Annotated in this window: 24 protein-coding genes; 11 read left to right on the top strand and 13 right to left on the bottom strand. The window is 64.1% G+C overall.

The window, feature by feature from the left end:
* The first annotated feature begins 75 nt into the window (after positions 1-75).
* From QCM77_RS17045 to QCM77_RS17030, 4 genes are all read left to right on the top strand, one after another.
* A complete protein-coding gene (locus QCM77_RS17045) occupies positions 76-843 on the top strand; it encodes an acyltransferase (RefSeq protein WP_279660709.1) in 768 nt (255 codons plus the stop codon).
* A 198-nt stretch (positions 844-1041) separates the two neighbouring features.
* On the top strand, positions 1042-1659 hold the full coding sequence (gene rpsD / locus QCM77_RS17040) for a 30S ribosomal protein S4 (protein ID WP_094895629.1): 618 nt from the start codon (positions 1042-1044) through the stop codon (positions 1657-1659).
* A 69-nt stretch (positions 1660-1728) separates the two neighbouring features.
* Positions 1729-1944 (top strand): hypothetical protein, encoded by a 216-nt coding sequence (locus QCM77_RS17035; RefSeq protein ID WP_279660708.1) that lies wholly within the window; start codon positions 1729-1731, stop codon positions 1942-1944.
* 68 nt (positions 1945-2012) lie between these two features.
* On the top strand, positions 2013-3080 hold the full coding sequence (locus tag QCM77_RS17030; protein ID WP_279660707.1) for a threonine aldolase family protein: 1068 nt from the start codon (positions 2013-2015) through the stop codon (positions 3078-3080).
* A gap of 19 nt (positions 3081-3099) precedes the next feature.
* On the opposite strand, the gene QCM77_RS17025 is transcribed toward QCM77_RS17030, so the two are convergent.
* The 4 genes from QCM77_RS17025 to grxD are packed head-to-tail and all read right to left on the bottom strand — an operon-like array spanning position 3100 to position 6575.
* Complete coding sequence (locus QCM77_RS17025; protein WP_279660706.1) at positions 3100-4359, bottom strand: serine hydrolase domain-containing protein; 1260 nt, start codon at positions 4357-4359, stop codon at positions 3100-3102.
* 1 nt (position 4360) lies between these two features.
* A complete protein-coding gene (locus QCM77_RS17020; RefSeq protein WP_279660705.1) occupies positions 4361-5647 on the bottom strand; it encodes a serine hydrolase domain-containing protein in 1287 nt (428 codons plus the stop codon).
* A 46-nt stretch (positions 5648-5693) separates the two neighbouring features.
* A complete protein-coding gene (locus QCM77_RS17015; protein WP_279660704.1) occupies positions 5694-6245 on the bottom strand; it encodes an O-acetyl-ADP-ribose deacetylase in 552 nt (183 codons plus the stop codon).
* A 3-nt stretch (positions 6246-6248) separates the two neighbouring features.
* On the bottom strand, positions 6249-6575 hold the full coding sequence (gene grxD, locus QCM77_RS17010; protein ID WP_007602294.1) for a Grx4 family monothiol glutaredoxin: 327 nt from the start codon (positions 6573-6575) through the stop codon (positions 6249-6251).
* A 241-nt stretch (positions 6576-6816) separates the two neighbouring features.
* Here grxD and egtB point away from each other — a divergent pair, with 241 nt between their 5' ends.
* Entirely contained in the window at positions 6817-8115 is a 1299-nt protein-coding gene (gene egtB, locus QCM77_RS17005) for an ergothioneine biosynthesis protein EgtB (RefSeq protein ID WP_279660703.1), read from the top strand.
* Positions 8116-8165: 50 nt separating this feature from the next.
* Entirely contained in the window at positions 8166-9137 is a 972-nt protein-coding gene (gene egtD / locus QCM77_RS17000) for an L-histidine N(alpha)-methyltransferase (RefSeq protein ID WP_279660702.1), read from the top strand.
* A gap of 25 nt (positions 9138-9162) precedes the next feature.
* Here the strand turns inward: egtD and QCM77_RS16995 are convergent, their stop codons facing one another.
* Both QCM77_RS16995 and QCM77_RS16990 read right to left on the bottom strand, forming a co-directional pair.
* A complete protein-coding gene (locus tag QCM77_RS16995) occupies positions 9163-10356 on the bottom strand; it encodes a low temperature requirement protein A (protein ID WP_279660701.1) in 1194 nt (397 codons plus the stop codon).
* A 23-nt stretch (positions 10357-10379) separates the two neighbouring features.
* The gene (locus tag QCM77_RS16990) at positions 10380-10616 is read right to left on the bottom strand and encodes a BolA family protein (protein ID WP_018316584.1); all 237 of its coding nucleotides are present in this window, start codon (positions 10614-10616) and stop codon (positions 10380-10382) included.
* Between the two features lie 212 nt (positions 10617-10828).
* Between QCM77_RS16990 and QCM77_RS16985 the strand changes: the two genes are divergently transcribed.
* Positions 10829-11188, top strand: a complete 360-nt coding sequence (locus QCM77_RS16985) for a DUF427 domain-containing protein (protein WP_279660700.1) — start codon at positions 10829-10831, stop codon at positions 11186-11188.
* 58 nt (positions 11189-11246) lie between these two features.
* On the opposite strand, the gene QCM77_RS16980 is transcribed toward QCM77_RS16985, so the two are convergent.
* A complete protein-coding gene (locus tag QCM77_RS16980) occupies positions 11247-11420 on the bottom strand; it encodes a DUF1328 domain-containing protein (RefSeq protein ID WP_007612121.1) in 174 nt (57 codons plus the stop codon).
* Positions 11421-11602: 182 nt separating this feature from the next.
* Between QCM77_RS16980 and QCM77_RS16975 the strand changes: the two genes are divergently transcribed.
* Entirely contained in the window at positions 11603-12790 is a 1188-nt protein-coding gene (locus QCM77_RS16975; RefSeq protein ID WP_279660699.1) for an acyltransferase family protein, read from the top strand.
* A 111-nt stretch (positions 12791-12901) separates the two neighbouring features.
* Here the strand turns inward: QCM77_RS16975 and purL are convergent, their stop codons facing one another.
* Entirely contained in the window at positions 12902-15112 is a 2211-nt protein-coding gene (gene purL / locus QCM77_RS16970) for a phosphoribosylformylglycinamidine synthase subunit PurL (RefSeq protein WP_279684267.1), read from the bottom strand.
* A 183-nt stretch (positions 15113-15295) separates the two neighbouring features.
* Between purL and QCM77_RS16965 the strand changes: the two genes are divergently transcribed.
* Both QCM77_RS16965 and QCM77_RS16960 read left to right on the top strand, forming a co-directional pair.
* On the top strand, positions 15296-15775 hold the full coding sequence (locus QCM77_RS16965) for a PaaI family thioesterase (protein WP_279684266.1): 480 nt from the start codon (positions 15296-15298) through the stop codon (positions 15773-15775).
* A gap of 72 nt (positions 15776-15847) precedes the next feature.
* On the top strand, positions 15848-16804 hold the full coding sequence (locus QCM77_RS16960; protein ID WP_279660895.1) for a DMT family transporter: 957 nt from the start codon (positions 15848-15850) through the stop codon (positions 16802-16804).
* An 8-nt stretch (positions 16805-16812) separates the two neighbouring features.
* Here the strand turns inward: QCM77_RS16960 and QCM77_RS16955 are convergent, their stop codons facing one another.
* The 3 genes from QCM77_RS16955 to purQ all read right to left on the bottom strand — a co-directional run bounded on the left by QCM77_RS16955 (position 16813) and on the right by purQ (position 18745).
* Positions 16813-16956, bottom strand: a complete 144-nt coding sequence (locus QCM77_RS16955; protein WP_279660696.1) for a hypothetical protein — start codon at positions 16954-16956, stop codon at positions 16813-16815.
* Positions 16957-17060: 104 nt separating this feature from the next.
* A complete protein-coding gene (locus tag QCM77_RS16950) occupies positions 17061-18047 on the bottom strand; it encodes a tripartite tricarboxylate transporter substrate binding protein BugD (RefSeq protein WP_279660695.1) in 987 nt (328 codons plus the stop codon).
* Positions 18044-18745, bottom strand: coding sequence for a phosphoribosylformylglycinamidine synthase subunit PurQ (purQ, locus tag QCM77_RS16945; protein ID WP_279660694.1), 702 nt, complete (start codon positions 18743-18745; stop codon positions 18044-18046). The genes QCM77_RS16950 and purQ overlap by 4 nt, the downstream gene beginning before the upstream one ends.
* Before the next feature lie 165 nt (positions 18746-18910).
* Between purQ and QCM77_RS16940 the strand changes: the two genes are divergently transcribed.
* Positions 18911-19927: a magnesium and cobalt transport protein CorA gene (locus QCM77_RS16940; RefSeq protein WP_279660693.1), complete on the top strand. Its 1017-nt coding sequence runs from the start codon at positions 18911-18913 to the stop codon at positions 19925-19927.
* A 12-nt stretch (positions 19928-19939) separates the two neighbouring features.
* On the opposite strand, the gene QCM77_RS16935 is transcribed toward QCM77_RS16940, so the two are convergent.
* Both QCM77_RS16935 and purS read right to left on the bottom strand, forming a co-directional pair.
* Complete coding sequence (locus QCM77_RS16935; protein WP_279660692.1) at positions 19940-20194, bottom strand: hypothetical protein; 255 nt, start codon at positions 20192-20194, stop codon at positions 19940-19942.
* Between the two features lie 11 nt (positions 20195-20205).
* Complete coding sequence (purS, locus tag QCM77_RS16930; protein ID WP_128950927.1) at positions 20206-20448, bottom strand: phosphoribosylformylglycinamidine synthase subunit PurS; 243 nt, start codon at positions 20446-20448, stop codon at positions 20206-20208.

The raw sequence follows: 20448 nt of genomic DNA, 5'->3' as shown, positions 1-20448 counted from the left end.
TTGGTTCGTGCTAGAGCAGGCGGCGAGCGGGAACCGCTCGCTGCACATACTTCAATTCGCGGGAACCGGACGGCGATGCGCGGGAAAGCAAAGACCATTTCGCTGCCGCGGCGCATGATTTGCGACATGATGCGCGCCTCGATGGACGTGCCGTTCGTCTCGCTGTCCCGTTCGCTCAATATTCGCCCCCTGCTGGAGGCCCGCGCGGGCGCGATGGCGCCCGCCGGCTGGGCGGCCATGTTCGTCAAGGCTTTTGCCCTCGTCGCCAGGGACGAGCCGGTCCTGCGTACCGTCTACGCCAAATGGCCCTGGCCGTCGCTCTACGAGCTGCCGAAGAGCGTTGCGCTGGTGGCCATTGCCCGGGTCGAGGACGGCGAGGAATGCGTGATGCCGCAGCGAATCGCGGCTCCCGAGGCCATGGCACTGGCCGCGGTCGACGCCGAGATCCGGCGCGCCAAGACCGCCCCGATCAACGACGTCCCCATGTTCCGCAAGATCATGCGGGCGACCCGCCTGCCGCTGCCGCTGCGGCGCCTGTCCTGGGCGATAGGGCTGAATTTCGGCCGGCAGCGCGGCAACTGGTTCGGCAGCTTCGCGGTGAGCTCGGTGGCCGCTTACGGCGGCGGTGAGCTTCACCCCATCACGCCCGGCCCTTTCATCGTCAGCTACGGGGTGGTCGGGCCTGACCAGACCATCCATGTCGTGATCCGCTGGGATCACCGGGTGACCGACGCCGCCCCGATCGCCCGGGTCCTGACCCGGCTGGAACAGGTCCTGAACACTGAAATCGCTACCGAATTGCGCGCGGCCGGCCCCAAGCCGATCCGGGCGGTCAGAACGTGATCCCCGGCCATTCGCATTGACAACGGCCCCCAAATTCCCCTAAAAGCCGCCTGCTCGCGGGCCGATTTCGGCCCGCGAAGCGTTTCGCGACCCGTGGTCCTGTCCTCTATGCTTTGGGGATTGGACCTGTCAGTGCCGGGCTAGCCCGTCACACAGGAGGGCGCGTTTCCTCAAACCATGTACCTGAAAGAGGACGCGATGACTAAGCGCAGTGAGGCGAAGTACAAGCTCGATCGCCGTATGGGCCAGAACATCTGGGGCCGCCCGAAGAGCCCCGTCAACCGCCGCGAATACGGCCCCGGCCAGCACGGCCAGCGCCGCAAGGGCAAGCTCTCCGACTTTGGCGTGCAGCTGCGCGCAAAGCAGAAGCTGAAGGGCTATTACGCCAACATCTCTGAGCGCCAGTTCCACAGCATCTATGTCGAGGCCAGCCGCCTCAAGGGTGACACCGGCGAGAACCTGATCGGCCTGCTCGAGCGCCGTCTCGACGCGGTCGTGTACCGCGCCAAGTTCGTCTCGACGATCTTCGCCGCGCGCCAGTTCATCAACCACGGCCACGTCAAGGTGAACGGCCGCAAGGTCAACATCTCGAGCTATCAGGTCAAGATCGGCGACGTGATCGAGGTCAAGGAAGCCTCCAAGCAGCTCGCCCACGTCCTCGAAGCCAGCCAGCTCCCCGAGCGTGACACCCCCGACTATCTCGAGGTCGACCACGGCAAGATGACCGCGAAATACGTGCGCATCCCCCACCTCTCCGACGTGCCGTTCCCGGTGCAGATGGAGCCGCATCTGGTCGTCGAATTCTATTCGCGCTGATAGTTCGGCAGATCAATCGCTCAAAGGCCCCGGTTTCCGGGGCCTTTTTTGTTTGATAGCATGCCTTCGATGTCTCGCACGGCCGACCAGTTCACCAACACTCTGCCTTCGGCAGCACCGACTGAAGCGGCGCTTCGAGCATGGGATGCCCTCTCTCGCGACGAGCAGATCTGCCGATATCAGGGGCTGTTCGCTCTGCCCAATTGCAATATCTTTACAGCCGACACGCCAGACGAAATCCTCCTCGCCGCGCGGCAGCGCGTCGCTCAACGTTCTCGTGGCTAGTTCACGTCATTGGGAAACGCACGTAATACGTCGCAATTATTCGACTAGGTGAAATGACGAGAACAGCCATGCTCTATACCCCTCCCCCGATCGATCCCAAGGCGCCGCCGGTGCGCATCAATCTGCTCTCGGACACGCAGACCAAACCGACACCTGCGATGCGCGAGGCGATGGCGCGGGCGGAGGTCGGCGACGAGCAGGTCGGCGACGATCCGACCGTGAACGCGCTGTGCGAGCGCGTCGCCGAGCTGCTCGGCAAGGAAGCCGCGGTCTACATGCCGTCAGGCACGATGTGCAACGTCACCGCAACGCTGGTGCATTGCCGTCCCGGCGACGAGATCCTGGCGCACGAGAGCGCGCACATCATCGCCCGCGAAGGCGGCGCGCATGCTGCGATCGGCGGCTTCCAGGTCACGCAATTGAAGGGACCCGACGGCCAGTTCACGCCCGAGACCTTCCGCAGGGCCCTGCACCCGCGCACGCGCTACCAGCCGCCGCAGACCGTGGTCAGCGTGGAGCAGACCGCCAATATCGGCGGCGGCACGATCTGGAAGAAGGCCGCACTCGACGAGATCGTCGCGATCGCCAAGGCCAACGGCCTTATCACCCACATGGACGGCGCGCGCCTGCTCAACGCCACCGTGGCGAGCGGCATCTCCCCGCGCGACATGACCGCGGGGTGGGATTCGGCCTGGATCGACTTCTCGAAGGGCCTGGGCGCGCCGATCGGCGGCGTGCTCGCAGGATCGCGCGCCTTCATCGACGCGGTGTGGCAGTGGAAGCAGCGCCTCGGCGGCTCGATGCGGCAGGCCGGAATCTGCGCGGCCGCCTGCATCTACGCGCTCGACCATCATGTCGATCGCCTTGCCGACGACCATGCCAATGCGCGCGCGCTCGCCCGCGGGCTGTCGCAGATCCCAGGCGTCGAGGTGCAGGAGCCCGAGACCAATCTGGTGTTCTTCAAGCCTGATGGCGCCGGCATTCCCGGCGACAAGATGGTCGCGGCGCTGCGCCAGCGCGGCGTAACGCTCGCTATGATGGACGGCCGCATCCGCGCCTGCACCCATCTCGACGTCAATGCGAGCCAGATCGAGGAGACAATCGGCTACGTCCGCGAGATCGTGCGCGGGGCGTAAGTCCCGCGAACCGCCGCAATCACCGCCCCATCGCCTGATAGATCAGTGTCTTCAGCGCCAGTTGAATCCGGCCGCGCTGCGACGGGGTCTGCACCATGAAGACGCCGAACAGATCGTCTTCGGGGTCGATGAAGAAGAAGGTGCCGCCGACGCCGTCCCAGCGATATTCGCCAAGCGGCCACGAGGTAGCAGGCGGCACCGAAGTGCGCACCGCAAAGCCGAGGCCGAAGCCGGAACTGCCGCCCGGATAATAGTTCTGGTCCCTCGCGATCTTCGTCTCGGGCCCGATGTGATCCGACGCCATCAGCGCAATGGTCTCGGGCTTGAGATAGCGCCGGCCGTCATAGGTGCCGCCATTCAGCAGCATCTGTGCGAAGCGGGCATAGTCGCCGACGGTACCGACCATGCCGCCGCCCCCCGATTCCCATGTCGCGGGCCGCCTGATGTCGCGGACCTGCGTCGTCGGATTGATGTTGCGATCCTCCGGCATCGGCTCGGCGATGCGCGGGAATTTGGCGGGATCGGCGACGAAGAAAGCCGTCTCGGTCATGCCGAGCGGATCGAGCAGCCGCTCCTTCTCAAACTGAAGCAGCGTCTTTCCCGCGATGACCTCGACGACGCGGCCGAGCACGTCGGTGGAATAGCCGTAGTCCCACACCGTGCCGGGCTGCTCGACCAGCGGCAGCGTGGCGATCTTCGCGGCGAAGTCGGCATTGCTGAGGTTGCCTTGGAAGAGATTGGCCTCGGCGTAGAGCTCGCGCACCATGCCGCCGCCATGATAGCCGTAAGGCAGCCCCGAGGTGTGGCGCAGCAGGTCCTTGATCGTGACCGGACGATTGACCGGCTCCAGCGCCAGCGCGACCTTGCCGTCCTCGGCCTTCGTCTCGACGCCGACCTTCATGCCGGCAAAGGCTGGAATATACTTCGAGACGGGATCGTCGAGCGCGAGCTTGCCCTCCTCGACCAGCATCATCGCCATGACTGACGTGACCGGCTTCGACATCGAGTAGAGACGGAAGATCGTGTCCGCGCTCATCGATATCTCGGTTGCGACGTCGCGGACGCCGAAATTCTCGTAATAGGCCGGCTTGCCGTGCTGCTGGAGCAGCAGGATCGCGCCGGGAAACGTGCCAGCGGCGATCTCTTTCCGAATGTAGTCGGAGACCTTTGCCAGGCCTTCGGGCGAGAGATTGCGCGCGACGCGCTCGGAGCCGGCCTTCGCACCAACGACGCTGAACAGAAGAACGAGCGCCGCGATCAACGCGCGGCGCTCGAACATGTCAATTTTCCATGGCTTCATAGACCAACTGCTTCAATGTCCGCTGCACGCGCTGGCGCTCGGTCGGGGTCTGCTCCAGCAGCACGAAGAACATGTCCTGCTTGGGATCGATCACGAAATAGCAGCCGGAGGCGCCGTCCCACTTCAATTCGCCGAGATCGCCGGGCGGCGGCGGCTTGGCGTTGCCGGGATCGGTGCGGACCGCAAGGCCGAGGCCGAAGCCAAAACCGTCGCCGGGGAAGTAGAAATAATCGCGGTCGACGCCCGACCTGGGGCCGATCTGGTCGGTCACCATCAGCTTGAACGTCTCGGGCTTGAGGATGGTCTTGCCATCGAGGGTCCCGCCGTTGAGCAGCATCTGCGTAAAGCGCTCATAATCGGCCATGGTCGTAACCATGCCGCCGCTTGCGAACTGGATCTTCTTGGCGACCGTTGGATCGTTGATCCGCCCAACCCGGAAATCACTGTCGTTCGGCACCGGCTGCGCGAGAAGCTTCTGCTTCTCGGGATCGGTGACGAAGAAGCCGGTGTCGACCATGCCGAGCGGGCCGAGCAGCTTCTCCCGCTCGATCTCGATGAGCGGCTTGCCTGCCGCGATCTCCATGACCCGCGCCAGGATGTCGGTAGAATGGCCGTACTGCCAGAGCGCGCCAGGATGGTTGTGCAGCGGCAGTTTTGCGATGCGCTCGGCGAACTCGGCGAGGTCGAAATCGCCGGCATAGATGTTGGCGTCACGGTAGGCCTTGCGGACCAGGCTGTCGCCATAGAACCCGTAGGTGACGCCCGAGGTGTGAGTCATCAAATCGTGCACCGTCATGGGCCGGCTTAGTGGCACGAGTTCGAGCGACTTGGTGCCGTCCTCGGCCTTCTTCTCGACGCCAACCTTCAGATTGGCAAAGGACGGAATGTATTTCGAAACGGGATCGTCAAGCTTGATCGTGCCATCCTCGATCAACTGCACCGCGACGACGGAAGTGATCGCCTTGCTCATCGAGAACAGGCGAAAAATCGTCTTGTCGGTGATCGGCGCCTTGCCGACTACGTCCTGCACGCCGAAAGCTTCGTGGTAAACCGGCTTGCCGTGCTGCTGGATCAGCACGGTTGCGCCGGCGATCTTGCCGGTCGCGACCTCGTTCTTGAAGAACTCACTGACCTTGGCGAGCTTGTCCTGGTTGAAATGCGCGCCGGCCGGAATCTCGTAGGTGCCCTCCGCCCGCGCGAACGAGATTGCGCCGAGCGACACCAGCGCGCCGCAGAGCAACGCACGCAGTCCAGACTGTGAAATCATATCCCCTCCCCGGAACATGGTCCGGCGGAGTGTACTGACCGCGTCATCAGGCACAAGGGCTGCTGTGCCGCACAAGTGCCTCGGCATGGACGTTCGCGCTTGGCTCCGAAAAGCAGCAGAACACGACACGGCCAACGGACGGCGCTACGGACAGCATTTCAATTGTCACGCGTACCGCGATATCGGCCGCCCGGTCGGCAGGAAAGCGGAAAATGCCGGTCGAGATCGCGGGAAATGCCACCGAGGTCAGCTTGTGCTTCCCGCACAGCTCCATCGAGCGTCGATAGCAGGAGGCAAGCAGATCGTCCTCGCCAAGGGTGCCGCCATTCCAGACCGGCCCGACGGTGTGGATCACATGGGCGGCCTTGAGCCGGTAGCCCTTGGTGATCTTGGCATCGCCTGTCTTGCAGCCGTGGAGCGTGCGGCACTCGGCGACCAGATCGGGCCCGGCCGCCCGATGGATCGCACCATCCACGCCGCCCCCGCCAAGGAGCGACGTGTTGGCCGCGTTGACGATTGCGTCAACGCTCAGCGTGGTGATGTCAGCAACGACGACCTCAAGCTGAGCGCCACCGATCCGGCGCGTCAGCGTGCTCAAGCGTCAGGCCGCGACAGCGACGCCCTTCTCGGAGAAGAGCTGCTGCAATTCACCGGCCTGGAACATCTCGCGGACGATGTCGCAGCCGCCGACGAACTCGCCCTTCACATAGAGCTGCGGAATGGTCGGCCAGTTCGAATAGTCCTTGATGCCGTTGCGCAGTTCGGCGGATTCGAGAACGTTGAGGCCCTTATAGCCGACACCGATATGGTCGAGGATCTGGACGACCTGGCCGGAGAACCCGCACTGCGGAAATTGCGGCGTACCCTTCATAAACAGAACCACGTCGTTCGACTTCACTTCGTTGGCGATGAATTCCTCGATGCTCATATCCGTGTCCTTATGGGGCGGAGCCCACTCCAATCGCTTCGGGCTGGCTCAGCCGATTTAACCCGATACCCAGCTATATATGTAGCCCAAACCGTTGTGCATCCAAAGTAAAATGGCGGCGAGCGGCCCCTGGGTGGACCGCTCTCGGCAACGCCGGCCCATTGCATGATGGCACGAATATCATCGCCAGGGAGGACTTTCATACCGTAACGGAGCCCCTATCTAGGACGAACCCGGCGTTTTGGAACCGGACAACGCCAACAACGTTCTCTTGTCCTGTCTGGAGAAAAACGTGACGAAACAAGCCTCCGCTACGGCCCCCGCTCCGCTTTCGTCACCGTCGGCCGATCTGGGCGGCCTTGCCCAGAGGCTGGAAGACGCGTTTCTCACCGTCCGCGACGAGACCGAGCGCCGGGCCGCGCCGCTGTCGCCGGAGGACCAGCAGATCCAGTCCATGCCGGATGCGAGCCCGACGAAATGGCACCGGGCGCACACCACCTGGTTCTGGGAGCAATTCGTGCTCGGCGAGCACTGTGCGGGCTACCGGCCCTTTCACCCTGACTTCGCCTTCCTGTTCAATTCCTATTACGTCAGCGCCGGCCCGCGCCATTCCCGCAATCACCGCGGCGATATCACCCGCCCCAGCGCCGATCAGATCGGCGCCTATCGAAAATATGTCGACGCTGCCGTCGTGAAATTCTTCCGCGACGCCGGCGAGGACAAGCTTCGCGAGATCGCGCCGCTGGTCGAGGTCGGCCTCAACCACGAGCAGCAGCATCAGGAATTGATGTTCACCGACATCCTGCACGCCTTCGCGCAGAACCCGATCCCGCCGGCCTATGATCCGGACTGGCACTTCCCGACCGCGACGCCGGCCAGTGAGGATTGGCTGACGCTGAACGAAGGCATCCACACTGTCGGTCATGTCGACGACAGTTTTCATTTCGACAACGAGAAACCGGCGCATCGCGCCCTCGTCGGCCCGGTCAAGGTCGCACGCAACCTCGTCACCAGCGGCGAATGGCTCGCCTTCATGCGCGACGGCGGCTACCGGACCGCAACGCTGTGGTTGATGGACGGTTTTGCGGCCGTCAACAACGAGGGCTGGGACGCCCCCGGCCATTGGCGCGAGATCGAGGGCCAATGGCATATGATGACGCTGGCCGGCCTCAAGCCGGTCGATCCCGACGCGCCCGTCTGCCACATCAGCTACTACGAGGCTGACGCCTTTGCGCGCTGGGCCGGAAAACATCTGCCGACCGAGATGGAATGGGAGGTCGCGGCCCGTGCAGGCGAGCTCAACGATGCCTTCGGCATCGTCTGGCAGTGGACGCGATCGTCCTACTCGCCCTACCCCGGCTATCGCGCCATCGAAGGCGCGCTCGGCGAATACAATGGCAAGTTCATGGTCAACCAGCTGGTGCTGCGCGGCTCCTCGCTTGCAACTCCGGAGGGGCACAGCCGTATCACCTATCGCAACTTCTTCTATCCGCACCACCGCTGGCAATTCACGGGATTGCGGCTCGCCGATTACGACTAAAAATCTTCCGACGACAACCGCGCGCCGGACAGCGCGTTCAGGAGAGTATCATGAATGTGCACGCCAGCGCTTTGGCCGAAGCCCATCTTCCCGACGAGCAGACCACCGCCTTCGCCCGCGAGGCCATCGGGGACCTCTCGCAGCAGCCGAAAAAGCTGTCGCCGAAATATTTCTATGATGCGGCCGGGTCTGAACTGTTCGAGGCGATCACGCGGCTGCCGGAATATTATCCGACGCGCACGGAGCTTGCGATCCTGAAGGAGCGCGGCAGCGAGATCGCAAGAATCATTCCGGAGCATGCGGCGCTGGTCGAGTTCGGCGCGGGCGCGACCACAAAAGTTCGCCTGCTGCTGAACCAGTGCAAGTTCGCGGCCTATGTGCCCGTCGACATCTCCGGCGATTTCCTGAAGGAGCAGGCGAACGGCCTGAAGCGGGATTTTCCTTCGCTCGGCATCTACCCGGTGGCGGCCGACTTCACCACGCCGTTCGAGCTGCCCAAGGCGGTGGCGGCCATGCCCAAGGTCGGGTTCTTCCCGGGCTCGACCATCGGCAATTTCGAGCCGCATGAAGCGCAGGCCTTCCTGAAGAGCGCACGCAAGATCCTCGGTCAGGGCGCGCAGATGGTCATCGGCGCCGACCTCGAGAAGGACGAGCGCGTGCTCTATGATGCCTATAACGATGCCGCCGGCGTCACCGCGCGCTTCAACCTCAATGTGCTCGTGCGCATCAACCGCGAGCTCGGCGGCAATTTCGACCTCTCCGCCTTCACCCATCGCGCGATCTACAATCGCGAGCGGCACCGCATCGAGATGCACCTGATCAGCAAGAAGAGCCAGACCGTGCGCCTGCTCGGCACCAGCTTCTCGTTCCGCCCGGGCGAGAGCATCCACACCGAAAACAGCTACAAATACAGCCTCGACCGGTTCGCGACGCTGGCGCAAGGCGCTGGCTGGCAAGTGCGCGAGAGCTGGACGGATGCGGCGAAGATGTTCTCGGTGCACGCGCTGGAGGCTGCGGAGTAAACGCTCCGGCGCCAATGGCGCCGGCTCAATGCTCCTCGACCTCTTCCGGCGTCGATCCCAGCGACACCGACTCCCACACCGCAACCACGATCAGGATCATCGTGGTCGCGACCGACAGCCAAAGCGGCGAGAGATCGGCGGCAAACCACCACAGCGCCAGCAGCAGGATGATGCCGATGCCGTGCGAGAGCTGCAGGAAGCCGCGGATCGCGTGCTTGAACAGGATGGTGCCGACCAGAAACACCAAGGGACCGCCGATCGTGCTCACGATGGTGCGGACGTCGGAATGGCCGGTCGGATGCTTCAACACCAGCTCGTCCGAGACCGCGGTCAGGATGATGCCGGCGACGATCGGCATGTGCAGATAGGTGTAGGCGAGCCGCGCCAGCCGGCCGGATTCGGCGGATTTCGAGATCCGCTCGGAGCCGGCCTCCGCGCCCTTGTGGAAATAGATCCACCACATCGCGATGGCGCCGGTGAGCGCCGAGACGAAGGCGAGAATGTTGTCCGCGGTCCAGTCCAGCTCGGCAAAGGTCGCGCCGTTGACCACGACGGCCTCACCGAGCGCGATGATGATGAAGCCGGCGCAGCGCTCGGCCATGTGGCCGCCTTCGACGGCCCAGGCCTCGACCGACGAGAACCCCAGCCTCGGCACCCAGAAGCGCGCCGCGGGAGAGATGTATTCCCAGCTGACCGCCGCGATCCACAGCCATAGCCGCGTGTCTCCCTCGGAAAGGCCACCCGCAATCCACAACACCGCAGAGACCGAGAGCCACGTCAGGATGCGGATTGCATTGTGCCGGACCGCAGTTCGATGCCGCGGCGTTGCAAACATCCAGAAGGCGGTGCGTCCGACCTGCATCGTTGCGTAGGCGATCGCAAACCACAGGCCCCGCCCCTCGAAGGCGGTCGGGATCGTCGTCGACAGCACGAGGCCGCCGAGCATCATCAAGAAGAGCAGGATCCGGACCGGGGTCAGCTCGGGATTGAGCCAGTTGGTGACCCAGGCGGTGTAGACCCACACCCACCACACCGCGAGAAACAGCACCGTGACGTGCACCGCACCGAGCGCCGTGAAATGGTGCAGCAGTGTGTGCGAGACCTGCGTGATCGCGAAAACGAAGACGAGGTCGAAGAACAGCTCGGCATTGGTGACGCGGCTGTGCTGGTTCGGCAGGATGACGCGAAACATCGCGCCGCGAGGATTGTCCGCAGCCATCGTCATCCCCCGTCACGATCAGATCAAGCGCCCGGCACCCCGGTTTGCAGCGCCAGCGCATGCAGCACGCCGCCCATCTGGCCGCGCAGGGATTGGTAGACGATCTGGTGCTGCTGGACGCGGGACTTGCCGCGGAAGGATTCCGAGATCACGGTCGCGGCATAGTGATCGCCGTCCCCGGCGAGGTCACGGATGGTCACCTCGGCATCGGGGATCGCCGCCTTGATCATCGCCTCGATATCGTGGGCGTCCATGGGCATTCGGGTCGTGCTCCTTATCTCGGCTGCAAAGCAGCCTCGTCGTCGAATCGCTGCCGGGGTCCGGGTCTGCAAAGCCAAACTTGCCGGCAGGACCAAACTTAGCGTGAACGGCCTTCTACGTCACGCCTTCCGGCACTATATCCGTGATCCCATCAGGATACAGGCACGACAAAGTGCCGCGCGCGGCAGATTGATCGAAAAGGCGTGAAATCATGAAGCTTCCAGGGCCCGACCACCCCATCACCATCAGCCAGAACCCCCGGCGCGTCCGCGTCACGGCGGGCGATACCGTGATCGCCGAGACCACCAAGGCGCTAACGCTGAAGGAGGCCAAATATCCGGCGGTGCAATATGTGCCGCGACAGGACGCCAACATGGCGCTGCTGGAGCGCACCGACCGCGTCACCCATTGCCCCTACAAGGGGGACGCGAGCTATTACAGCGTCAAGGCCGACGGCAGGACGCTCGAAAACGCCATCTGGACCTACGAGACGCCCTTCCCCGCGATGACGGAGATTTCCGGCCATCTCGCCTTCTATCCAGACAAGGTGAAGATCGAGGAAGTGGGTTAGCCGGGATGCCCGGGACAGGCCCGGGCACAACGACTGAGTGCTTGGCAAGCAGCCGAGGCTACGCCCTGAATATCGTCAGCCCCAGGATCAGCAGCACCAGGAAGATCACGACGAACACGTAGAACAGGAAGCGGGCGATATCGGCGGAGGCGGCCGAGATGCCGGTGAAGCCGAGCACGCCGGCCACGATCGAGACAAGTAGGAAGATCAGCGCCCATTTCAGGATCGTCATCGCCAGCTCCGAAATTGTACCCTTGTCGCGGCCCTCAAGCCCTTTTGGCGAACGCTAACTTCGCCGCGCGGAACTGGTTCCTAGCGGGGTCGGGACCTCCGGACGTCTCAAACGACCCTTGCTGAATCCGGTTCCCGGCGGCAAAGTCTGGCCGGGACAGAAACGCGACCGGGGCGGCCACGATGACGATGTCACATTCAGCGACGATCGGCGCAGACGTGCACGCGGCGCCGAAGAGCAAGGCGCGCAATTTGTCGCTCGATCGCGCCCGCACCTTCCTCACGCTGGTGGTGCTGCTGCATCACGCCGTCATTCCCTACACCCATTTCGGGCACACCGATCCGGCGTCCTGGATCGGTTTCGACATGGTCGTGCTGGCCACCGATAGCTTCTTCATGGCGATGTTCTTCTTCCTGTCGGGCCTGTTTGCGTGGTCGGGCATCGCCCGCAAGGGCGCGCTGAACTATCTGGCAGATCGCCTGCTTCGGCTTGGCCTGCCATTCGTGATCTGCGCATTCACGATCATTCCGCTCGCCTATTACGCCATCTCGCTCCGACACCATCCCGAGATCGGCTTTTCGGAGTACTGGTGGAATATGGTCACGAAGGGCCCGTGGCCGAGCGGGCCGATCTGGTTCCTTTGGGTCCTGCTCGGCTTCGACGTGGTGGCCTGCATACTGCATCGGCTGTCACCCAACCTGCTCGATCCGATCAACCGCCTCTCGCTGCACGGTCGCCGTCGGCCCGAGTTGTTTTTCGCGGTCATGTTTACCGTCACCGCGGTGTTCTATGTTCCCGGACTGATGCTTTATGGACCAAGCAGCTGGTTCGAATTCGGGCCGTTCTCGGTGCAGCACGGGCGCGTGATGCTCTATGCGAGCTACTTCTTTTTCGGTGCCGGGATCGGCGTCGCGAATATGGATCGCGGCCTGCTCGCGGCAGACGGCCGGATGGCGAGGGTCAGCTGGGACTGGATGGTCATGGCGATCGTTCCGTATTGCCTGCTCTGGGTGCTGATCTTCATCAAGCGCGAAATTCTGGGAAATCCGTCGCCGCTGCCGAACTGGTATGAGGGGCTTTATGCCATCTGCTTCGCTGTCTTCAGCGTGGCCATCATGTTTCTGATCCTGGCCTTTTTCCAGAGGTTCAGACAATCAGGCTCGGCCAAGCTGCTCGATCCGATGCAGGCGGACGCCTACGGCATATTTTTGGTGCACTACCCGATCGCGCTTTGGCTGCAATACTGGCTGTTCGACTATGAGCTGCCAGCGATCGTCAAGGCGACGATCGGCTTCGTGCTGACGGTCGCGTTCAGTTGGGCGCTAACGCGCGCCTTGCGCCAGATTCCCGGGGCAACGAAGGTACTGTGACACTGACGGTCTCCGTCACTGCGAGCGCAGCGAAGCAATCTAGAGTCTCTCCGCGGAGACAGTCTGGATTGCTTCGCTGACGCTCGCAACGACTGAGTTTGCGGACGCGGATTACGCCGCCTTCCCGCCCATGTACTCCGGCAGCCAGCGCTCGAACGATTTGCGCAGCGAGTCGATCGCAACCGGCGTCTCGCCCGCGATCGCGATGGCGTCGCCGCCGGTGGTGCCGATCCGCGCACAGGGCACCTCGCAGCCGCGCATCTTGGCGAGCACGCGGCCGGCTTCCGTTTCAGGCACGGTGACGAGATAGCGCGCCTGGTCCTCGCCGAACCAATAGGCCTGCGGCACCAGCGCGGTCGGCGCTGCGAGCAGCTTTGCGCCGATGCCGCTCGCCATCGCCATCTCGGCAAGCGCGATCAGAAGACCGCCGTCGGAGAGATCGTGCACGGCGGTCGCGGTGCCCGCATGGATCATGCCGCGCACGCAGTCGCCGTTGCGCTTCTCGGCGGCGAGGTCGACCGGTGGCGGCGCGCCCTCCTCGCGACCGCAGATGTCGCGCAAGTAAACGGACTGGCCGAGCCAGCCGTGGGTTTCGCCGATCAAGAGGATCGTCTCGCCCTCGGCCTTGAAGGCGAGCGAGGCTGACTTGGTGAAGTCGTCGAGCAGGCCGACGCCGCCGATCGAGGGCGTCGGCAGGATCGCGCGGCCGTTGGTCTCGTTGTAGAGCGAGACGTTGCCGGACACGACCGGGAAGTCGAGCGTGCGGCAGGCTTCCGAGATGCCCTTCAGGCAGCCGACGAACTGGCCCATGATCTCGGGCCGCTCAGGATTGCCGAAATTGAGATTGTCGGTGATCGCAAGCGGCTTGCCGCCAACGGCGGTGATGTTGCGCCAGGCTTCCGCCACCGCCTGCATGCCGCCTTGATAAGGATCGGCCTCGCAATAGCGCGGCGTCACGTCGACGGTCAGCGCCAAGCCCTTCGGCCCGTCCTGCACGCGCACCACGGCGGCATCGCCGCCGGGACGCTGCATGGTGTTGCCGAGGATGACGTGGTCGTACTGCTCCCAGACCCAGCGCTTGCTGCACATGTCGGGCGTGCCGATCAGCTTTTCCAGCGCAGCACCGAGACCCATCGGCGCCGGCACCTCGCGCGCATGCACGACCGGCAGCGCGACGGAGGGGACATGCGGACGGTCATAGAGCGGCGCCTCGTCGCCGAGCTCCTTGATCGGCAAATCGGCCATGACGTCGCCGCCATGCTTGACCACGAAGCGCTTGCTCGGCGTGGTGTAGCCCACCACGGCGAAATCGAGGCCCCACTTCTTGAAGATCGCCTCGGCCTCTTTCTCCTTCTCGGGCTTGAGCACCATGAGCATGCGCTCCTGGCTCTCCGAGAGCATCATCTCGTAGGCGCTCATGCCGGTCTCGCGCGTCGGCACCGCATCGAGATCGAGGTCGACGCCGAGGTCGCCCTTGGCGCCCATCTCGACCGCCGAGCAGGTCAGGCCAGCCGCACCCATATCCTGGATCGCGATGACGCAACCACTCTCCATGATCTCGAGGCAGGCTTCGAGCAGCAGCTTTTCGGCGAAGGGATCGCCGACCTGCACGGTCGGGCGCTTTTCCTCGGACTTGTCGTCGAACTCGGCCGAGGCCATCGAGGCGCCGTGGATGCCGTCGCGGCCGGTCTTGGAGCCCAAATAGACGATCGGCATATTCACGCCGGAGGCGGCCGCATAGAAGATCTTGTCGGTATCGGCGAGGCCGACCGCCATCGCGTTGACGAGGATGTTGCCGTCGTAGCGGGTGTGGAAGCGGACCTGGCCGCCGACCGTCGGCACGCCGAAGGAATTGCCATAGCCGCCGACGCCCGCGACCACGCCGGACACGAGATGCCGGGTCTTGGCATGCTCGGGCGCGCCGAAGCTGAGCGCATTGAGGCAGGCGATCGGGCGCGCGCCCATCGTGAAGACGTCGCGCAAGATGCCGCCGACGCCGGTGGTCGCGCCCTGGTAGGGCTCGATATAGCTTGGGTGGTTGTGGCTCTCCATCTTGAAGACCACGGCCTGGCCGTCGCCAATGTCGATCACGCCGGCGTTCTCGCCGGGGCCCTGGATCACCCAGGGCGCTTTCGTCGGCAGCCCCTTCAGATGGATGCGCGAGGATTTGTACGAGCAGTGCTCGTTCCACATCGCCGAGAAGATGCCGAGCTCGGTGAAGGTCGGCTCCCGCCCGATCAGCTTCAGGATGCGCTCATACTCGTCAGGCTTGAGCCCGTGCGCGGCGACCAATTCCGGGGTGATCTTGGGTGCGTTCTTCATGGATTCGGGGCTTTCGACGGCGGTTGGCCGTTCTTAGGAACATCGGGGGCTTCCGAAAAGCCCTTTATGGCGCATTTTCCCACTGTCCCACGTTTTGCTGCCGGGGGTCGCGGGAACAGGAATTGCACGGCGCAGACGGATCGGATTTAAGGGCTAGAGACCCGCAATTGAAGGCCCATTTCCTTGCACGAATTGATCAAAGCGCCCCCGCCCCACCGTCCCGGCCTGCACGTTGCGACCGAGGGGGAATTCAAGGGGTGGCAGACCTGGATCCGTGACAGCTTTGAAAACCATATCGGCCCCTTCTGGCACCGGATGGAGGAGGACGGCAGCGTCCGCAGCGCCTTCCGGGTCGAGAAAAAGCACCTCAACGGCTCGGGGAACGTCCATGGCGGCTGCTACATGGCGTTTGCCGACTACTCCCTGTTTGCGATCGCCACCCACGTTCTGGATAGCCGGGCCGTAACGACCAATTTTGCCTGCGAATTCCTCGACGCGGCACGGGAGGGCGAGTTGATCGAATGTACCGGAGAGGTGAGCCGGGCCGGCGGTTCGCTGGTCTTCCTGCGCGGCAAGATGATGTCCGGCGAAAGGCAGCTGTTCACCTTCTCCGGCACGATCAAGCGGGTGAGGCGGAAGCCGCAACCTCAGCCAAACGCATAGCTCGGCGCTTCCCTTTTCCAGCCCCCTCGCCCAGACTTGGCCGAGCGCTATCGCGCCGGGAGCAAGACCAAGGTGCCGCAGAGCACATCGCCGACGGGTCGCGCCACGGCCTCGCCGTTGCCGTCCATGACCGCCACCGGCGCGCGCAACTGGCGCGACTATGCGCTGCTGGTCGCGCTGGCCTGCTGCTGGAGCTCCACCTATCCGCTGGCCAAGCTCGCGCTGGACACGATCCCGCCCGTTACCTTCATCTCGGCGCGCTCGCTGATCGCGGCCGCCTTCCTGTTCGCGATCCTGTGGATGCGCGGCATCCGGATTCCGACCGACGCGCAGGCCTGGAAGCTGTTCGCGACCCAGCAATTGATCAACTCGACCTTCCCGTTCCTGATCATCACCTGGTCGCAGCAATATGTGCCGGCGTCGAACACGGTGGTGCTGGCCTCGACGACGCCGATCTTTGCCTTCCTGATCACCTCCTTGATCACGCGGCACGAGCCGGCAACGCTGTTGAAGCTCGCGGGCGCGATCCTCGGCCTTGCCGGCACAACCGTCATCGTTGGCCTCGATGCGCTGCGCGGCCTCAGTAGCGAGATCGTGGCCGAGATCGCGATCCTGCTCGCCACCATCTCCTTTGCCTGCGCCACGATCTTCGGCCTGCGGCTTTCCGATTACGACCCGATGGTGGTGGCGGCCGGCTCGCTGCTGTTCGGCGGCCTGTTGCTGCTGCCGCCTTCGCTGATCATCGACCAGCCCTGGACGCTGCACCCGACACCGACGGCGATCACAGCCACCATCGTCATGGGCATCGTCTCCAGCGCCTTGGGGCTGATGCTGTTCTACATGTGCCTGGGACGGCTCGGCACGCTGACGACGAACGCGCAGGGCTATTTGCGCATCCCGATCGGCGTCGGCCTCTCCGTGCTGCTGCTCGGCGAGAGCGTGCCGTCGAACCTGGCGCTGGGACTGGTGCTGGTCATGGCCGGCGTTGCCGCCATGACGGTGCCGGCGGAACGGCTGAAGAAGCGCTAGCGCGCCGTTCAGGCCGAGATCTGCTTCTCGGCGATCGACAGCCATTCGGCCTGCGCCTGACGCAGATATTTTGGGGCGCGCCGCATCTGGATCAGGAGCTCGTTGAAGACCAGGCGCGCCTCGGCAGTACGGCCAACCGATTGCAGCAGCATGCCGTAGCGCACCCGCGCTTCGGCGCCCGGGAAATAGCCGGCGACGGGAAGTCAGTCGTCTCAAATGCAACGGAGGTTCACGAGACTGCAGCCAAGGGTGGCCGCTACTTGGCGTCGTCCGCCAGCATCTTCCGGTATTTCTCGACGTCGCGCGTCACCAGCTGCTGGAGCAGCTCCGGCGTGTGCTCATTGTCGTCGGGCGCGACCGTCGACAGATCGGCAAAACGCTTCTTCACCGCGTCGGTTTCCACTGCGGTGCGCGCGGCAGCATTCAGCTTGGCGATGATTGCCGGCGGCGTGCCCTTGGGCGCGAACAGGCCATTCCAGCCCTGCGCCTCGAATTCCGGAAGGCCCGCCTCAGTTGACGTCGGCAGGTCGGGGGCCGTCGCGAGCCGCACATTCGAGCCGACCACGAGGCCCCGCACCAGCTTCTCGTTGATCGATTGCGAGACGGAGGCCGCCGCATCGCAGACGCCGTCGATCTGGCCGCCGATCGAATCGGTGAGCGCGGGCGCGGCGCCGCGATAGCCGACCAGCGTCGCGTCGATCCCGGCGGCGGTGACGAAGCTCTTGCAGATCAGGTAATTCGACGAGCCGACGCCGGCATGGCCGAGATTGATCTTGCCGGGGTTCGCCTTGGCGTAGGCGATGAACTCCTTGAGGTCCTTCGCCGGAAAATCCTTGCGCACAGCGATGATGCCAAACGTCTTCGCCACCATGGCGATCGGCACGAATGAATCAGGCGTGAACGGTAGTTTTGGGTAGATCGTATAGGTCGCGGCGTTGGTACCGGCATTGCCGATCGCGATGGTGTAGCCGTCCGGCTCGGCGCGGGAGGCGCGCGCCAGCGCGGTCGAGCCACCGGCCCCGGCGACGTTCTCGATCACGATGGTCTGGCCGAGCGCGATGCCCATCTGCTCGGCGACGGTGCGCGCGATCACGTCGGAGGTGCCGCCCGCCGCGAATGGCACGATCATGGTGACGGGACGCTTGGGGAAATCCTGCGCGAACGCGGCACTTCCCAACCAAAGTGTCGCGAGCGACACCACCGCGATCGCGACGAGAGCACGCTTCAGCACGAACGAGATCACGCGGCCTTTTCCAGATGCGCGGTGAGGCCGGCGAACAGGCCGCGGCCGTCGGTGCAGCCCATGATGTCTTCGACGTGATTTTCCGGATGCGGCATCATGCCGAGCACGTTGCCCTGGTCATTGACGAGGCCGGCGATGGAATTCGCCGCGCCGTTGATGTTGTGGCTCTCATCCACGACGCCGTCGACGGAGCAATAGCGATAGAGCACCCGCCCCTCGCCTTCGAGCCGCTTGATGGTCTCGTCATCCGCCTCGTAATTGCCCTCGCCATGCGCGACCGGGACGCGGATCACCTGCCCCGCATTGTAGCCGCGGGTGAACGGCGTGTCGGAGCGCTCCACGCGCAGATGCACGTCGTGGCAGATGAATTTCAGCCGCGCGTTGCGCATCAGCACGCCAGGCAGCAGCCCGGATTCGCAGAGGATCTGAAAACCGTTGCAGACACCGAGCACGAGGCCGCCCTTGGCCGCATAGTCGCGCACCGCATCCATCACCGGCGCCCGCGCCGCAATCGCGCCACAGCGCAGATAATCGCCATAGGAGAAGCCGCCGGGGACGACCACGAGATCGGTCCCCGCAGGCAGCGAGGTCTCGGCATGCCAGACCATCGCCGGCTCATGGCCCGAGATCAGCTTCAGCGCGCGCGCCATGTCGCGCTCACGGTTGATTCCGGGAAAGACGAGGATGGCGGCTTTCATGGCAGAGGTTCCGAACGAGGATTGAAATGGGGCTGGCACGGCTGCCAAATCGCCAGCAGACATAACCATTTGACGGGGATTTTACCAGTGCTAGCCTTGCCAGCGAGCGTTGTGCACAGGCCATAGCCCGTCATTCGGCCGATCGACTTGCCCGGGATTGAAGCCATGAATGTCCCGTCGCTGCCCACATCCCTCTCCGAGCCGGTGTCCACCGAGGGTGTCGTCGCCGCCGGCGCCTATGTCGACGGCCGGCGCGTCGCCAACATCGCCATCAGCGAGGCCTCGAGCTGGCGGGCGAAACCCGGCCACGTGGTCTGGATCGGGCTGCACGAGCCCGACATGGCGCTGCTCGGCGCGGTGCAGAAGCAGTTCGACCTGCACGAGCTCGCGATCGAGGACGCCAACAACGCCCATCAGCGGCCGAAGATCGAGCAATATGGCGAGGCCCTGTTCATCGTGGCGCGGACCGCGCAACTGATCGAGGGCCGGATCACCTTCGGCGAGACGCACATCTTCGTCGGCGAAGGCTATCTGGTCTCGGTGCGCCACGGCGCGTCGACGTCCTACACGCCGGTGCGCGAACGCTGCGAAAGCTGCCCGCGGGCGCTCGCGCGCGGCGAGGACTACATCCTCTACGCCATCCTCGATTTCATCGTCGACAACTACTCGCCCGTGCTCGAGAGCATTCACGAAGAGGTCGAGAGCATCGAGGACGACGTGCTCTCCAAACCGATCAGCAAGGCGCAGATCGAGCGGCTCTACATGCTGCGCCGCGATCTGCTGCGGCTCAGGACTGCGATCGGCCCCCTGGTCGAGGTCTGCCGCCGGCTGGAGCATGACGAGCTTGCGATGGTGCGCCCGACGATGCAGCCGCTGTTCCGCGACGTCACCGACCACGTCAGGAACATCCAGGAGCGCATCGATTCCATGCGTGAGGTGCTGGCCTTCGCCTTCGAAGCGAGCCTGCTGGTCGGCCAGGCCCAGGAAACGGCGGTCTCCAAGAAGCTCGCCTCCTGGCTCGCGATCATCGCGATCCCGACCGCGCTCGCCGGCATCTACGGCATGAACTTCAAGCACATGCCGGAGCTGGATTGGGAGTACGGCTACTACATGCTGCTCGGCGTGATGCTGACGGCGTGCGGCGCGCTGTACTGGCGTTTTCGTCACGTCGGGTGGCTGTGACCTCGGGCAACGTCATCGGACCGGCGCATCACTGAGTTCAAGTCGGTGCTCGATGCGGTCGAGCCGCCCTTCATGCCTCACCAGCGTGGCGTGAATTCCGGAGAGCTCCTGAAAGACGCTGGTGATCTCCTGGCGAGCCGCGTTCTGAGAAGTTCGCAACGCCGACATTTCCTGCTTCATTTCATCGATCTTGCCGTCGACCTGCGCCAGCCGCGTCTGGATCGATTTCAAGACCTCGAACATCAGCTCAGCCGGCACGTCGGGCATTTTGCCTACCCTTATGCTTTCATCTCGATAGCATAATTCTCGATCACGGTGTTCGCGAGCAGCTTGTCGGCGGCGTCCTTCAACGCCGCCTCCGCCTTGGCCTTGTCGGCGCCGGCGAGCTCGATGTCGAACACCTTGCCCTGGCGGACGCTGGCGACGCCGTCGACGCCGAGCGACTTCAACGCACCCTCGATCGCCTTGCCCTGCGGATCGAGGATGCCCGTTTTCAACGTAACGGTAACACGTGCCTTCAC

The organism is Bradyrhizobium nivariense (assembly GCF_029846695.2).
GTDB lineage: Bacteria > Pseudomonadota > Alphaproteobacteria > Rhizobiales > Xanthobacteraceae > Bradyrhizobium.
This window is presented reverse-complemented; position numbering and strand designations above follow the sequence as displayed.

Coding starts and splice junctions, on each gene's coding strand:
- QCM77_RS17045 (WP_279660709.1), top strand. CDS start 76: ATGCGCGGGAAAGCAAAGACCATTTCGCTGCCGCGGCGCATGATTTGC.
- rpsD (WP_094895629.1), top strand. CDS start 1,042: ATGACTAAGCGCAGTGAGGCGAAGTACAAGCTCGATCGCCGTATGGGC.
- QCM77_RS17035 (WP_279660708.1), top strand. CDS start 1,729: ATGTCTCGCACGGCCGACCAGTTCACCAACACTCTGCCTTCGGCAGCA.
- QCM77_RS17030 (WP_279660707.1), top strand. CDS start 2,013: ATGCTCTATACCCCTCCCCCGATCGATCCCAAGGCGCCGCCGGTGCGC.
- QCM77_RS17025 (WP_279660706.1), bottom strand. CDS start 4,359: ATGTTCGAGCGCCGCGCGTTGATCGCGGCGCTCGTTCTTCTGTTCAGC.
- QCM77_RS17020 (WP_279660705.1), bottom strand. CDS start 5,647: ATGATTTCACAGTCTGGACTGCGTGCGTTGCTCTGCGGCGCGCTGGTG.
- grxD (WP_007602294.1), bottom strand. CDS start 6,575: ATGAGCATCGAGGAATTCATCGCCAACGAAGTGAAGTCGAACGACGTG.
- egtD (WP_279660702.1), top strand. CDS start 8,166: ATGAATGTGCACGCCAGCGCTTTGGCCGAAGCCCATCTTCCCGACGAG.
- QCM77_RS16995 (WP_279660701.1), bottom strand. CDS start 10,356: ATGGCTGCGGACAATCCTCGCGGCGCGATGTTTCGCGTCATCCTGCCG.
- QCM77_RS16990 (WP_018316584.1), bottom strand. CDS start 10,616: ATGCCCATGGACGCCCACGATATCGAGGCGATGATCAAGGCGGCGATC.
- QCM77_RS16985 (WP_279660700.1), top strand. CDS start 10,829: ATGAAGCTTCCAGGGCCCGACCACCCCATCACCATCAGCCAGAACCCC.
- QCM77_RS16980 (WP_007612121.1), bottom strand. CDS start 11,420: ATGACGATCCTGAAATGGGCGCTGATCTTCCTACTTGTCTCGATCGTG.
- QCM77_RS16975 (WP_279660699.1), top strand. CDS start 11,603: ATGACGATGTCACATTCAGCGACGATCGGCGCAGACGTGCACGCGGCG.
- purL (WP_279684267.1), bottom strand. CDS start 15,112: ATGAAGAACGCACCCAAGATCACCCCGGAATTGGTCGCCGCGCACGGG.
- QCM77_RS16955 (WP_279660696.1), bottom strand. CDS start 16,956: ATGCTGCTGCAATCGGTTGGCCGTACTGCCGAGGCGCGCCTGGTCTTC.
- purQ (WP_279660694.1), bottom strand. CDS start 18,745: ATGAAAGCCGCCATCCTCGTCTTTCCCGGAATCAACCGTGAGCGCGAC.
- QCM77_RS16940 (WP_279660693.1), top strand. CDS start 18,911: ATGAATGTCCCGTCGCTGCCCACATCCCTCTCCGAGCCGGTGTCCACC.
- QCM77_RS16935 (WP_279660692.1), bottom strand. CDS start 20,194: ATGCCCGACGTGCCGGCTGAGCTGATGTTCGAGGTCTTGAAATCGATC.